Origin of the sequence: Ulvibacterium sp. (assembly GCF_965248315.1) — a bacterium.
In the GTDB taxonomy this organism is placed as follows: domain Bacteria; phylum Bacteroidota; class Bacteroidia; order Flavobacteriales; family Flavobacteriaceae; genus Ulvibacterium.
Genome location: NZ_CBDFIX010000002.1, coordinates 2,256,382 through 2,270,447 on the forward strand (window position 1 = coordinate 2,256,382; position 14,066 = coordinate 2,270,447).

Consider the following 14,066-nt stretch of genomic DNA (forward strand, 5'->3'; position numbering starts at 1 on the left):
AACAAAAAACGACCCTTTGTCCGAAGAGCCGTTATCATACTATTTAAGAAACTCCTAATTTAAATATCATCAAAATCAACATCTGTGAAGCTTTCCGCGGATTTTATTTCTCCATTCTCACTGGGTTCCTCTTTTTTAAAATCTTTCTGATGACGCTCGGAAATTACCTCGGAACCTTTTTCATCAAAAATAAAATCCATCATTTCTTCAACATTTTCCCTGAACGCCTGAAAATCCTCTTTGTAAAGGTATATCTTGTGTTTTTTATAGTGGAAAGAACCGTCATCATGTGTAAACTTTTTACTTTCCGTAATGGTCAAATAATAGTCCCCGGCCTTAGTGCTTCTTACATCAAAAAAATAGGTTCTTCTGCCAGCCCTTAAAACCTTGGAATGGATTTCTTCCTGATCCATTAGTTCTCTCTCGCTCATTTTGTGTAGTTTATAGTTGTTAAATAAATGGTATTAATCCTTCAAAAATGTGAAAAAAATGGGAATAAGGCAACAATTTGATTGTTTATTTCTCAGAGAGTTGGTTGATATAAAGCTCTCTGTAATACCCCTCTACATTGTTCAATTCCTCATGTGTACCCTCCTGTAAAAGCTGGCCATCCTCCAGGACGAAAACCTTGTCCGCATTCTTTGCCGATGAAACCCTATGACTTACGATAATGGTCGTTTTATTATTGGAAACTTTCTTTAAATTATTTAAGATTTCCTCTTCTGTTTCGGTATCCACGGCCGAGAGACAGTCATCGAACAAATATACCTTAGGGTCTTTTAATAGCGCCCTGGCTATGGAGACCCTTTGTTTTTGACCTCCACTTAAAGTAATTCCCCTTTCCCCAAGTACGGTATCATACTTCTTGGTAAAGCCCATGATATTTTCGTGTACCGCGGCGTTTTTTGCCACGGTTATAACTTCTTCCTCCATGGCATCATATTTACCGAACTTTATATTGCTTTCAATGGTGTCGGAAAATAGCAAGGCATCCTGAGGTACCGCCCCAATAGATTCTCTCAGGGTTTTTAGGTTTATATTTTTTACTGGAATGTCATCTATTAAGATTTCACCGGAAGACACATCGTAAAGACGGGTAATTAAATCGAGAATGGTAGATTTCCCGGCCCCTGTTTTACCCAAAATGGCGACCGTTTCTCCTGGGTCAATGGAAAATGAAATATCCTTTAACGCAGTAATATTGGTATCCTCATAGGTAAAGGATACGTTTTTGAACTCGATTTTTCCTCTAATGGGAATTGATTCAACTACCTGATTACGTATTTTAGGACGCTCTTTTAGAAATTCATTTATTCGCTTCTGCGAGGCCTCCGCGCGTTGTACGATGGAGGTTAGCCATCCCACTATGGCTACGGGCCAAGTAAGCATATTTACATATAAAATAAATTCGGCGATAACCCCCACGGAATTTATCTCTCCGTCTATGTATTGTTTCCCACCAATGTAGATAACAAAAATATTGCTTATACCTATTAGCAGGATCATTAAAGGAAAGAACCATGCGTTTACCTTGGCCAGGTCCATACTTTTATTCTTCCCTTCTACGGCCAAGACCCCTAGATCACCGCTCACCTGAGTCTCCAGGGCATATGCCTTTATTACGGACACTCCGGAAAAAACTTCTTGCGTAAAAGTAGATAGGGTAGACAGGTATTCTTGGACCACCGTACTACGTTTATGGATGACTTTACTGATTTTATAAATAAGGACGGACAAAATGGGAAGCGGTATCAAAGTATATGCCGCCAAGGTAGGTGCCTTTATGAACATAATGGGGATGATACAGGCAAAAAGGGTAACCGTATTCATACCATACATCACTGCCGGCCCGGCATACATACGTACTTGGCCCACATCTTCGCTTATGCGGTTCATCAAATCCCCGGTTCTATTTTTTTTATAAAAACTAAGGCTTAACAATTGATAGTGGTCAAAAACCTCGTTCTTCAGGTCATATTCAATATATCGTGAAACATTAATAATCGTTTGACGCATTAAAAAAGTAAAGAACCCGGATAGCAAGGCTGCACCTACAATAATCAAGATGAACTCCAAAAGCATTTCTTTTGCCACAGGTTCAGTTATTTTTTGGGCCATGAAATCCTCCACCACTTGTATGGAATTGTTCACATAAGAAGGCATCACCAATTGAAATATTCGGGCAATGATGGTAATTAAAATGCCCACCAATAGTTTGAACCAATATTTTTTGAAGTATTTATTAACGTGCTTTAATTCCTTCATGCAACCGTTGGGCTAGGTGTAATGCGTATTTTCGATTTTGCCAAAGATAGGCCTTTGGTAGATAAACAAATGTTATAAAATACCTAAGATAAAGCTTGGAGCCTTGGCACAGAATAAAAATAGATTGCTATTTTTGCGGGGCGATGATTAACCCAATTCTTTCAAAAGTTCTGCGCAAATGTTGACGAGAAGGCATATTAGGGTAAAGGTGATGCAGTGCATTTACGCTTTGACCCAATCCCAAGATGATTCCCTGGAAAAACAACAAAAATTTCTAAGGACGAGTATTGAAGGGATGTACGTTCTCTATTTATTGGTACTAAGTTTGTTATCCGAAATACAACATAAGGCCAGCGGTCATTTAAAAATTACCTCAAAAAAATATTTGTCGGGCGCCTCTGATGAGTATCCCAAAAAAGAGAAATTCATAAACAACAGGCTACTGTTGCAGATTTCCAATAATAGTTTATTGGAGGGTGAGCTGAAAAAAAGAAAACTTCAAAATTGGTATCTGAACGAAGAATATGTAAAACTGATTTATAAGGAAATTTTGGAAAGTAAGCAGTATGACCAGTATATGCGTTCCAATCAAAGCGGTTATGAAGAAGATAGGCAGTTTGTTCTCGATATATTCCGTGAAATAATTGCCCCTAACGAAAAGATTTACGAATATTTTGAAGACGACAAATTGACCTGGGTGGATGACATTCCTATTGTAAATACCTTTGTTTTAAAACTATTGAAGAAATCCAAGGAAAGCCATAATGAATCCTTCTTCTTGCCCAAACTGCTAAAGGATCAGGCCGATATGGATTTTGCCCAAAAGCTCCTGACAACTACATTGCTGAATAATTCGCGTTGGGAGAAGGAGATAGAGGGCAAGACCCCAAATTGGGACAAAGACCGTATAGCGGATGTTGATGCTATTTTACTTAAAATGGCGATTTGCGAACTTTTGAACTTCCCATCCATTCCTGAAAAAGTGACCATAAATGAATTTTTGGAAATTGCAAAGGAGTATTCAACACCAAAAAGTAGCATATTCATCAATGGTATTTTGGATAAACTGGTAAAGGAATACAGGGTAGCGGGAAAACTTAAAAAAACAGGCAGGGGCTTGTTATAAACAATATTTCTGTAATTTTACGGAATATAAAAAATATTACATAATGAAAAGAATAGTTTTAAGCCTAGGTTTAATAGCGCTATTGTCAGTTTCCTGTAAGGAAAATGCATCGAGTAAAATAGACACCGATAAGGTGGCACAAGCCGCTGAAAGAGACGAGGCGGCCAAAAAACTTCCAGTCATGGCTTTTGAAAAGTCTGAGCACGATTTTGGAACCATTGAACAAGGAACTCCCCAAGAGACCGTATTCAAGTTTACCAATACCGGCGATGCCCCATTGATCATAACGGATGCCAAAAGTAGCTGTGGTTGTACGGTGCCTAACCCACCGAAAGACCCCATAGCCCCGGGAGAAACAGGGGAGTTGTTGGTAAAGTTCAACGGATCCGGTCAAAACCAGGTTACAAAGACCATTACGGTTACCGCCAACACCGAGAAGGGTTCCGAGCTTTTGCGCATAAAGGCCTTTGTAAACCCTAAAGGTACTGCTCCTGTAGGTCCTACAGTGAACTAATTAACTAAGAACTAGATTCGTAAACAATGGAAGAAGGTATAGCGGGGATGTGGCCAATGATCCTCATTTTTGTGGTGGCTTATTTTTTTATGATCCGTCCACAGATGAAAAGGCAAAAGGATGAAAAACGTTTTGCCGCAGAACTTAAAAGAGGAGATAAGGTAGTCACAAAAAGTGGGATGTACGGTAAGGTGGTGGACCTTAATGACAAGGATCACTCTTGTGTCTTGGAGACCATGGCGGGAAAGATCAAGTTTGATCGCTCCGCCATATCTTTGGAAATGAGCAAGAAACTAAGCGCCCCGGCCAAGAAGTAGATTTGTTTACATAAACATACTCAGGACGTCGATTTCTAAAATCGGCGTTTTTTTATGCAAAATTTTAAATCATTTTATGGCTTAGGGCCTACCTAAAATAGATGTTTGGCCATCTTCTCTGCCAAGACCTAAATTAATAGATTAACGTCTAAAAATTACATCGGTGCATTTGGATGTAAAGAAGGTAGTCTCCTGCCTAAATTATAGAATAATTTTCATTGAAAATCACTATCTTGAAAGGCAAAATAAAATACTACAGTTATGTACCAAAATCGACGAAACTTTATCAAAAAAAGTTCCCTGGCCCTCGCCGGAACAGGAGCTGCATTTGCATTCCCTATGGAACTGTTGGCGACCATGCGAAAAAGAGTAGGACCTAATGATCGTATCAATGTGGGGGTCATCGGTTGTAAAGGGATGGGTTTTAGTGACCTAAGCTCCATGCTGAAAATAAGCGAGACCAATGTAATCGCTTTGTGCGATGTCGATGAAAATGTACTTGAGTCCCGCACTGCGGATTTGGAAAAAGCGGGAATCAAAAAACCAAAATGGTATAAGGACTATAGACGACTTTTAGAAAACAAGGACATAGACGTGGTTATCATAGGTACTCCAGATCACTGGCATTGCCTTCAATTAACAGATGCCCTACAGGCAGGCAAGGATGTATATTGTGAAAAACCCATTGCGAATTCAATCGAGGAGGCCGATATTATGCTGAATTATGTAAATTCCAGTGATCGTATGGTCCAAATCGGTCAATGGCAGCGTAGTCAACCGCATTTTGTAGATGCAATTGACTTTGTGCATTCGGGTAAATTGGGAGAGATACGCTTGGCCAAGGCATGGGCTTATCAAGGATGGATGAAACCTGTTCCGGTTGTTGGCGATGAAGCCGTACCCAAAGGCGTGGATTATAATATGTGGTTGGGCCCTGCTCCGCAAAGAGCCTTTAATACAAATCGATTCCACTTTAACTTTAGATGGTTTTGGGATTATGCCGGCGGATTGATGACGGACTGGGGCGTTCACTTAATAGATTACGCCCTTTATGGAATGAAGGCGGGCAGACCAAAGTCCGTAATGGCGCTAGGGGGGAAATTTGCCTATCCGGATGATGCCTCTGAAACCCCAGATACTTTACAGACGGTTTTTGAATACGATGGCTTCTCCATTCTTTGGGAACATGCTACGGGTATAGATGGTGGCAATTACGGCCGCAATCACGGTATTTCCTTTATTGGGAATAACGGCACTTTAGTACTGGATAGAAATGGGTGGGAGGTAATTCCAGAAAAAAGCTTCAATGGATGGGGCAAGGAAAGAACACCAAAAATGGAAGCAATTTTAAAAGATAAAGATGGGGTTAGTGGCCTTGACCTGCATACCGTTAATTTTATTGATGCCGTTAAGGCAAGGGATGCCTCCAAGCTCACGGCACCAATACAGGTGGGCTATGATGCGGCATTGGTATCCCATATGGGAAATGTTGCCTTTAAAACAGGCAATAGAATTTACTGGGACACGGCCAATGCAAAGTTCAAGGAAGAGGAAGCCAACCAGTATATGAAGGCGAATTATCAAAACGGTTGGAAACTACCTATGATTTAAAAAACTCAAATTCCAAATCCCTTCCAAAAAGACCTATCATGTGTTGGAAGGGATTTGGAATTTTGATACTGTCTAGGGTTGCTATTTAATGTCTTTTGGGTTTTGTATTTAGGAGGTTTATTCTTTTTTATTTCCTAAGGGCCTTTGCGTCAATGCCCTTTTTTTGATTTTCCAAGGCCTCTTTCATATAGTCAAGCACACCCTCTTCATCAATTTCATCATTTTTGGTGAATTTCCAATGTCTCATGGCCAAGGTCTTTCCCTTCTGAGCATTTTCCAAGACCCTTTTTGGGTCACTTAGAAGTACTCCATTAAAAAAACCCAATCCAAAATGATTCTTAAACCGTGCTATCCAAAACACATTTTTGTTGTTAACGGTATATACCGGGGCATGCCACTTAAAAGTTTCTGTGGCCTCCGTTTTGTGCGCTAAATTTCGTAAAGTGGCAATCTTCTCTTTAAATAGGTGATCCTCTTGAAAATATGTTTCGACCTTTTTTAAATTGTCCATGATTGCGATGTAGATGTTTAGATACTAAGTTATATATTTTTCAATAACTTTTTACGGCCACCAGTTCACATATTTTTACAATGACCTCTACGGCCTTCTGCATACTTTGGATCGGGATGTACTCGTATTTTCCATGAAAATTATGCCCTCCCGCAAAGATGTTCGGGCAGGGTAGTCCCATATAACTTAATTGGGAGCCATCCGTGCCCCCTCGAATAGGTTTAATAATAGGCTCTATCCCCACAGTTTCCATAGCCTCTTTTGCAATTTCTATAATGTGGAAAACAGGCTCTATTTTTTCACGCATGTTAAAATATTGGTCCTTCAGTTCCAGTTCGATACAATTACCGTGGATTTCGTTAAGCTTATTTGTTACGGTCTTTAAAAATTCCTTTCGTTTTTCGAATTTTTCAAAGTTATGGTCCCGGATTATTAATTCAAATTCTGCATGTTCAATTTCTCCTTTCAGCGTATGTACATGGAAAAAACCTTCCTTGCCGGAGGTGCATTGGGGCGTTTCTTCCGGTGGAAGGATGCTTATAAATTCATTGGCGATACTTATGGCATTGACCATTTTGTTCTTGGCGTAACCGGGATGTACACTTTTTCCGGTGATGCTTACTTGGGCGCCGGCAGCATTAAAATTTTCGTATTCCAATTCGCCAATCTGGCTACCATCCATGGTATAGGCCCAATCTGCCCCAAATTGCTCCACATCAAACTTATGTGCTCCCCGACCTATTTCTTCGTCCGGCGTAAAACCTATCCGTATCTTTCCATGTTTTATGGTCGGGTTATGTATCAAGTATTCCATTGCCGTTATTATTTCCGCAATTCCCGCCTTGTCATCCGCTCCCAAAAGAGTGGTGCCATCCGTTGTAATTAGGGTTTGGCCTTTGTAAAGCAGCAAATCCTCAAAATAATTTGGAGACAGTACAATATTTTCTGCCTCGTTCAATACAATATCCCCACCATCATAGTTTTTTACAACTTTAGGATTTACGTCCGAAGCGGTAAAATCGGGCGTAGTGTCAAAATGGGAAATGAATCCAATTGTGGGCACATCCTTTTCCAGATTGCTGGGTAAAGTCGCCATGATGTAGGCGTTATGATCAATGGTAACCTCTTCCATACCGATCTGTTTTAGCTCTTCCACAAGTTCCAGGGCCAGATGCCATTGTTTTTCCGTGCTTGGGGTTGTTTTGGAGTCAGGATTGCTTTGTGTATCGATTTTCACGTAATTTATAAATCGGTCTACTAATTGTTGCATCGATATAATTTTTGCATAAAAATACTGTTTATACATCAGGAATCTTACTGTTATATTTTTTTTGATGATGATAAAATTCGCAGGGGCATTTTACTTTTTTTTAGGTCTTGTATTCCTTTCCGTGGAATTGCATGCTCAGGATTGTACATTGGATATTGGAGGGGACAACACGGATATGATGGTAGAGGTCTTTCAGCTTAGTGGCGAGCAAATGAAAACAATGGAGAATCTAAAATCCGACTTGGAAATCCGGACCAAAAGTCTAAAGGAAGATATACAAAAACTCTTTAATGACCATCCACAAAGTAGTACGGAGGAGCTACAAGTTTTGGCCGAGAAATATCGGGTGTTGGAACAAAAAATAATGGATGCTTCATGGGAATGCGATAAAAAACTGCTGACAACGTTCAACGAAAAGCAATACAGGCGTTATATGGACCTTTGCCATGAAGCATTTCGCAAACCCATCAAGATTATTCCAGTAAAAGTGAGGGATACTGTTGGTTCTAATTGATTTTTGCATTTCATCGAATATTTAAAAAATCGGCTCAGATAGAAAAAATACTAGGGTTAAGTTTGTATTTTTGACGAAATCTTACTGTTGCCCATGTACAAATTTCTAGTTCGCCCCTTCCTTTTCCTACTTGACGCAGAAAGGGCACATCATCTCACATTTTCATTGGTGCGATTTCTATCAAAAATTGGATTCTCTGGAGTCTTCAAAAGTTTGTACACCCTTGAAGATAAACGACTGGAAAGGGAAATCTTTGGTTTGAAGTTTAAAAATCCCGTGGGCCTTGCGGCCGGATTTGACAAGGACGCCCTATTGTACAATCAGTTTTCCAACTTTGGTTTTGGGTTTGTAGAAATTGGTACATTGACCCCTAAACCCCAAAAAGGCAATCCCAAAAGGCGGTTATTCCGTCTTAAGGCGGATGAGGCCATAATTAACCGTATGGGATTCAATAATAAAGGGGTCTTTGATGCGGTTGAACGCCTAAAAAAAGAGCATCATGTTTTAATAGGTGGTAACATCGGCAAAAACAAGGTTACCTCCAATGATGATGCGATTAAGGATTATTTAATTTGCTTTGACGCACTTTTTGATCACGTAGATTATTTTGCAATTAACGTAAGTTCCCCTAACACCCCTGGCCTTCGGGAACTACAGGGAAAAAAGCCCCTTATGGCCTTGTTAAGGGAACTGAAGAAAGAAAATGTAAAATATGCCAAAGGCAATAAGGGAAAGCCTATACTTTTAAAAATAGCACCGGATTTAACGGATAATCAATTACTGGATATCATCCAAATAGTGGAAACCACTAAAATAGATGGTGTAATTGCGACCAATACTACCATAGAGAGGAAAAATCTTAAATCAGACCTGGTACAAACCGAAGAGAAAGGTGGTTTGAGCGGGAAACCATTGAAGGACAGAAGTACCGATGTCATACGATTCCTGGCCGAAAGGAGTAACAAGGCCTTTCCCATTATCGGAGTAGGGGGGATACACTCACCACAAGATGCTTTGGAGAAATTGGAAGCCGGTGCTGATTTAATTCAATTGTACACAGGATTTATCTACGAGGGGCCTTCATTGATAAAACGCATCAACAAGGCGATTTTAGAAAATCACGAAAAATAAAGTTAGACGAACATATTCCAATAGCGGAGTTACTGACTATAGCCTAGTTGTCCATAGCTACCGAAAACCAGTTACTTCTCCTTACTCCAATAATCCACTACGGTAACATCTTCCAGATGTGGGGACAACAGTTCGCCAAAGGCCTTATGGTCAGGATGTGGCAAATAAGTAGCCCTATCCGCTTCACTTTTAAATGTGAGTAAAAAAGCATGGGTAAGTCCTTTATTAAGTCCTTCCGGGCTATTGTTCAAACCCCATTCGTAACCTGCAATTTCAGGAATTTTAGAGGGAAGTGCTGCAAAAGCATCTTCTATTTCATTGATTTTTTCCGGACTCGTTCCCGCTTTAAATTTAAAAAGTACTACATGACGTAGAACACTGTCTTGCTTCATTATGATCTCGGTTTGGGCCTCTTCCCCATTTTTTTTGTCCATAGGCACTGTGGAAACAGCTAAAAAGGTGAGTAATGGAAGGAGGGTTACATAAAGGATTTTCATTTTTTTCTATTTTTCGGTAAGATATAAAAATTAAACTTTAGTCTTGGGAATTTGTATTTTTCCGTTTTAAAATTTGACACTTGGATTACGAAGTTTTATTAGCTTTTGCGGGGGCCACAGTTGCCTTGGCAATTTCTCCCGGACCGGATAATGTGTATGTTCTTATGCAGGGCATGGTTCATGGAAAAAAATATGGCTTGGCTACTACTGCGGGCCTTATGTCCGGCTGTTTGGTGCATACCTCCCTATTGGCCCTTGGCGTATCAGCAGTTATAAAGGGAAATGACCAACTCTTCTTTGCTATTAAGTTGTTCGGGGCATTGTACTTGTTTTACCTTGCGTTTAAGGTTTTTCAAAGTAGCGGCTCATTAGAGTTATCGGAAGGGGGAGTGCCCAAGAAGAGTTTACTGCAGTTATTTAAACAAGGATTTATCATGAATGTCTTAAATCCTAAAGTGACCATCTTTTTTTTGGCCTTTTTTCCGGCATTCTTGTTCAGTGAGGAGTGGGGTACTGCAATCCAATTTTATGTTCTGGGCCTTATTTTTATTTTGGTGTCCTTTTCCGTTTTTGGAATAATAGCCATTCTTGCAGGTAGCATTTCCAGTTATTTACTTAAAAATTCCAATATTGGAATAGCCCTAAAATGGTTGCAAATATTCGTCTTTGTGGGTATTGGTTTATATGTATTGTTATCGGATAAATAGTGCTAATTTTGGTATTGGTATATAAAAAATATGTCCAAACAGGTCAAGATAATTGAATGTCCACGTGATGCCATGCAGGGTATCAAGACCTTCATTCCTACGGATGATAAGGTAAAATACATTCAATCCCTCTTGGGCTGCGGTTTTGATACCATCGACTTTGGAAGTTTTGTGTCTCCGAGGGCGATTCCGCAAATGGCCGATACCGCTGAAGTACTTTCCAAACTGGATCTTTCCAAGACAAAAAGTAAGCTCCTGGCCATCGTTGCAAATGTTAGGGGCGCCAATGATGCAAGTAAGCATGAAAAGATAGATTTCTTAGGTTATCCGTTTTCCATTTCCGAGAACTTCCAAATGAGGAATACCCACAAAACTATTGCGCAATCTGTGGAAACCCTATCTGAAATTTTAGATATTGCCAATGCGGCCAATAAGGAAGTGGTTACCTATATTTCCATGGGTTTCGGGAATCCGTATGGAGATCCTTGGGATGTACAGATTGTAGGGGAGTGGACGCAAAAGTTGGCGGATATGGGTGTAAGGATATTGTCCCTGTCGGATACTGTAGGGACCTCTACGCCAAAAACTATAGGCTATCTCTTCTCCAATCTTATCCCAAAATATCCAAATATTGAATTTGGAGCGCACCTGCATACCACTCCTTCCAAATGGCATGAAAAAGTAGACGCCGCTTATAAGGCAGGTTGTCGCAGGTTTGATGGCGCCGTACAAGGCTTTGGGGGTTGCCCTATGGCCAAGGATGAACTTACGGGGAACATGCCTACCGAGAAAATGCTCTCGTATTTTACGTCTTTAAAAGTGGATACCCAAGTAAATTGGATGGCCTTTGAAGCGGCATTCAACAAGGCCACGGAACTCTTTTCCGAATACCATTAACTGCAAAAAACTCCGTCGGGTTATAGGTAGAATTATCCAAATGTTAAATATTCAATTTTATTTAGAATTAATTTAAATAATATTTTGTCAGTTCCAGAGGAGCATTTATTTTCGCAACTAAATTATTTATAACTAATCTAAATAAATATATCAAATGTTTCTCAAAAAACTATTTTACCTCTTTATTGTGGTTTCGCTTTTTGTTGCATGTTCCAGTGATGATAATGGGGCAGAAATGCCCGACCCAATAGCCACTTGTGATGATAACCAACAAAATGGCGATGAGACCGGGGTCGATTGTGGTGGTTCGTGCACCCCCTGTGAAACGGCAATAGAAAACCCAGACAGTTACACTTTTGAACGCAATGGAGAATCTTCGGTAAACTTTGGTGGGCAGACTACACGTTTGCTCATGGGAGATGAGATACTGGTCGCATTAATGGACAATACCAGCACGATTGAGAAGTTAAACGCTATGTTTGCTCATATAGAGGGAGAAGCCGATTTCGAGAATACTGACCTCAATGCTTCCGATAAGAATATTCGAAGTAAAACCGCAGCCTCAGCGGATTACTTTGCCTCAAATGCAACGGATCAGGCATTGATACGGGCAGACTTTGATTCGTGGATCAACAATCAAGTTTCCGATGTTTATCCGAACTGGGAGGTGGCTGCCGTTGCGGGTTCTGCAGGCCAAATTTCTGATGGGTCATCCACACGTTACATAAGTGCAAAGGGATTGGAATACAACCAATTGTTCAATAAAGGGCTAATAGGTGCCCTAACGGCCGATCAAGCACTGAACAATTACTTGAGTCCGGCAATATTGGATGAAGGGGATAACCGTGCCAACAACGATGCGGGAACCGTAGAGGAAGGAAAAGCCTACACAAAAATGGAACATAAATGGGATGAAGCCTATGGGTATGTTTATGGCCTGAATGCAGATGCTACAGATCCAAATGCAGATTTAGGGGCGGATAGTTTTTTGAATAAATACATTGGCAGAGTTGAGGGCGACGACGACTTTGCCGGTATAGCAGACGAAATTTTTGAAGCTTTTAAATTAGGCCGTGCCGCCATTGTTGCCCAGAAATATGATGTACGCGATGAACAAGCTGAGATTATTAGGGAAAAGATTTCCGAAATTATTGGTATCCGGGCGGTGTACTATCTGCAACAAGGGAAAAATGCGCTAGATCAAGAGACTCCTGATTTTGGTGGGGCCTTTCACGACTTCTCAGAAGGATATGGTTTTATCTATAGTTTACAATTCACGAGAAAACCTGGTACCGAGGAACCCTATTTTTCAAAAACTGAGGTGGATGCCTTTCTGGTGGATTTAATGGATGATGGTGAAAACGGGCTTTGGGACGTTACTGGTGAAACGTTGGATGCTATTTCGGAAGCCATAGCGGAACGTTTTGATTTCACCGTGGAACAGGCCGGAAGCTAGTATAAAGAAATAAAGTGATTCTCATGTTAATAAAAAGTGCTGTTTTTCCTATGTGAATACAGCACTTTTTATACTTTTGCAAAGCTTAATTGGAATAAATAAAAATAAGGATGCGGCATTTTTTGAGACTTATAACAGTTTTGGTAATGCTCTGGGGGTGTTCCTCCTCGGATAACGGAACAACTATGAGTGATGATGTCGATCCCGGACCGCCCTCGCAAAGTTTTGAGCGAAGGCCTATGCTGATCAATTGGGCGGATAATATTATTATCCCAGGATACGAAGCATTTACTGACGAATTGGATAAGCTTCAAATTGCTTTTGATGACTTCAAGCAAGATTCCAATGAGGCAAACCTATTGGCTTTTCGAACCGCATGGCTAGATTCATATTTGATGTGGCAACGTATTGATATGTTCGAAATAGGTCCTGCGGAAAACGTCGGCCTCCGATTGAACGTTAACATCTACCCTGTCGATTTTGAGAAAGTGGAGCAGCATGTGGCTTCCGGTGACTACGATTTAACGTTGCCCTCTAATCGGGACACAAAAGGTTTTCCGGCATTGGATTATTTAATTAATGGTCTTGGGGATTCAGATGCCGATATCGTATCCAAATACAATGAACTGGCCAGTAAGGACAATTACATAGCTTATGTAGAAGCTGTCCTGGCGGATATGCAACAGCTTTCAAATACCGTACTTTCGGATTGGAAAGAAGGTTATCGGGATACCTTTGTTAACAATGACGGATCCTCTTCCACTGCCTCCGTCGATCGATTTGTGAACGACTATATTTTCTACTACGAAAAGTTTCTAAGAGCTGGAAAGATGGGTATTCCTCTTGGTGTCTTCTCCGGAACCCCATTACCGGAAAATGTGGAGGCCTACCATAAAGGAGATGTCTCAAAACAACTTTTCTTAGAAGGTTTGGACGCTGTCCAGGACTTTTTTAACGGAAGACATTTCGCTTCGTCCACCACGGGTGAAGGTTTGGCGTCCTATTTGGATGCCTTGAATGCCCTTAAGGAAGGAGAAGATCTTAATAAGATTATCAACGATCAATTTGACACCGCCCGGGAATCTGTTAACGGTTTAGGTGCCTTCAGAACGGAAATAGAGGACAATACCCCCCCGACTACTATGTTACAGGCCTATGATGAAGTTCAGCGAGCCGTACCTCTATTAAAGGTGGATATGGTATCCGCTATGAGCATCAGTATCGATTTTGTAGATGCCGACGGGGATTAA

Annotated in this window: 15 protein-coding genes; 10 read left to right on the top strand and 5 right to left on the bottom strand. The window is 40.6% G+C overall.

The window, feature by feature from the left end:
* Nucleotides 1-59 precede the first annotated feature (59 nt).
* Both ACP2AF_RS11330 and ACP2AF_RS11335 read right to left on the bottom strand, forming a co-directional pair.
* Nucleotides 60-431, bottom strand: coding sequence for a PUR family DNA/RNA-binding protein (locus ACP2AF_RS11330; protein WP_120712784.1), 372 nt, complete (start codon nt 429-431; stop codon nt 60-62).
* Nucleotides 432-516: 85 nt separating this feature from the next.
* Entirely contained in the window at nt 517-2,265 is a 1,749-nt protein-coding gene (locus ACP2AF_RS11335; RefSeq protein WP_425236266.1) for an ABC transporter ATP-binding protein, read from the bottom strand.
* A 178-nt stretch (nt 2,266-2,443) separates the two neighbouring features.
* Between ACP2AF_RS11335 and nusB the strand changes: the two genes are divergently transcribed.
* The 4 genes from nusB to ACP2AF_RS11355 all read left to right on the top strand — a co-directional run bounded on the left by nusB (nt 2,444) and on the right by ACP2AF_RS11355 (nt 5,833).
* Nucleotides 2,444-3,391, top strand: a complete 948-nt coding sequence (gene nusB / locus ACP2AF_RS11340) for a transcription antitermination factor NusB (protein WP_425236267.1) — start codon at nt 2,444-2,446, stop codon at nt 3,389-3,391.
* Between the two features lie 43 nt (nt 3,392-3,434).
* Entirely contained in the window at nt 3,435-3,905 is a 471-nt protein-coding gene (locus ACP2AF_RS11345) for a DUF1573 domain-containing protein (protein ID WP_425236268.1), read from the top strand.
* A gap of 26 nt (nt 3,906-3,931) precedes the next feature.
* Nucleotides 3,932-4,222, top strand: a complete 291-nt coding sequence (yajC, locus tag ACP2AF_RS11350) for a preprotein translocase subunit YajC (RefSeq protein WP_425236269.1) — start codon at nt 3,932-3,934, stop codon at nt 4,220-4,222.
* A 261-nt stretch (nt 4,223-4,483) separates the two neighbouring features.
* Nucleotides 4,484-5,833: a Gfo/Idh/MocA family protein gene (locus tag ACP2AF_RS11355; RefSeq protein WP_425236270.1), complete on the top strand. Its 1,350-nt coding sequence runs from the start codon at nt 4,484-4,486 to the stop codon at nt 5,831-5,833.
* A 127-nt stretch (nt 5,834-5,960) separates the two neighbouring features.
* Here ACP2AF_RS11355 and ACP2AF_RS11360 read toward each other — a convergent pair whose 3' ends face one another.
* Together ACP2AF_RS11360 and pepT are read right to left on the bottom strand one after the other, a co-directional pair.
* Complete coding sequence (locus ACP2AF_RS11360; RefSeq protein ID WP_425236271.1) at nt 5,961-6,344, bottom strand: DUF1801 domain-containing protein; 384 nt, start codon at nt 6,342-6,344, stop codon at nt 5,961-5,963.
* A 40-nt stretch (nt 6,345-6,384) separates the two neighbouring features.
* The gene (gene pepT / locus ACP2AF_RS11365; protein ID WP_425236272.1) at nt 6,385-7,614 is read right to left on the bottom strand and encodes a peptidase T; all 1,230 of its coding nucleotides are present in this window, start codon (nt 7,612-7,614) and stop codon (nt 6,385-6,387) included.
* Between the two features lie 64 nt (nt 7,615-7,678).
* Here pepT and ACP2AF_RS11370 point away from each other — a divergent pair, with 64 nt between their 5' ends.
* Entirely contained in the window at nt 7,679-8,128 is a 450-nt protein-coding gene (locus tag ACP2AF_RS11370; RefSeq protein WP_425236273.1) for a hypothetical protein, read from the top strand.
* A 93-nt stretch (nt 8,129-8,221) separates the two neighbouring features.
* The gene (locus ACP2AF_RS11375) at nt 8,222-9,259 is read left to right on the top strand and encodes a quinone-dependent dihydroorotate dehydrogenase (protein WP_425236274.1); all 1,038 of its coding nucleotides are present in this window, start codon (nt 8,222-8,224) and stop codon (nt 9,257-9,259) included.
* 71 nt (nt 9,260-9,330) lie between these two features.
* On the opposite strand, the gene ACP2AF_RS11380 is transcribed toward ACP2AF_RS11375, so the two are convergent.
* On the bottom strand, nt 9,331-9,756 hold the full coding sequence (locus ACP2AF_RS11380; protein WP_425236275.1) for a Dabb family protein: 426 nt from the start codon (nt 9,754-9,756) through the stop codon (nt 9,331-9,333).
* A gap of 80 nt (nt 9,757-9,836) precedes the next feature.
* Here ACP2AF_RS11380 and ACP2AF_RS11385 point away from each other — a divergent pair, with 80 nt between their 5' ends.
* The 4 genes from ACP2AF_RS11385 (at nt 9,837) to ACP2AF_RS11400 (ending at nt 14,066) form a co-directional block, all read left to right on the top strand.
* Nucleotides 9,837-10,463: a LysE family translocator gene (locus ACP2AF_RS11385; protein WP_425236276.1), complete on the top strand. Its 627-nt coding sequence runs from the start codon at nt 9,837-9,839 to the stop codon at nt 10,461-10,463.
* Between the two features lie 30 nt (nt 10,464-10,493).
* On the top strand, nt 10,494-11,360 hold the full coding sequence (locus ACP2AF_RS11390; protein WP_425236277.1) for a hydroxymethylglutaryl-CoA lyase: 867 nt from the start codon (nt 10,494-10,496) through the stop codon (nt 11,358-11,360).
* A gap of 154 nt (nt 11,361-11,514) precedes the next feature.
* Entirely contained in the window at nt 11,515-12,816 is a 1,302-nt protein-coding gene (locus tag ACP2AF_RS11395; protein ID WP_425236278.1) for a DUF4856 domain-containing protein, read from the top strand.
* 110 nt (nt 12,817-12,926) lie between these two features.
* Complete coding sequence (locus ACP2AF_RS11400; protein ID WP_425236279.1) at nt 12,927-14,066, top strand: imelysin family protein; 1,140 nt, start codon at nt 12,927-12,929, stop codon at nt 14,064-14,066.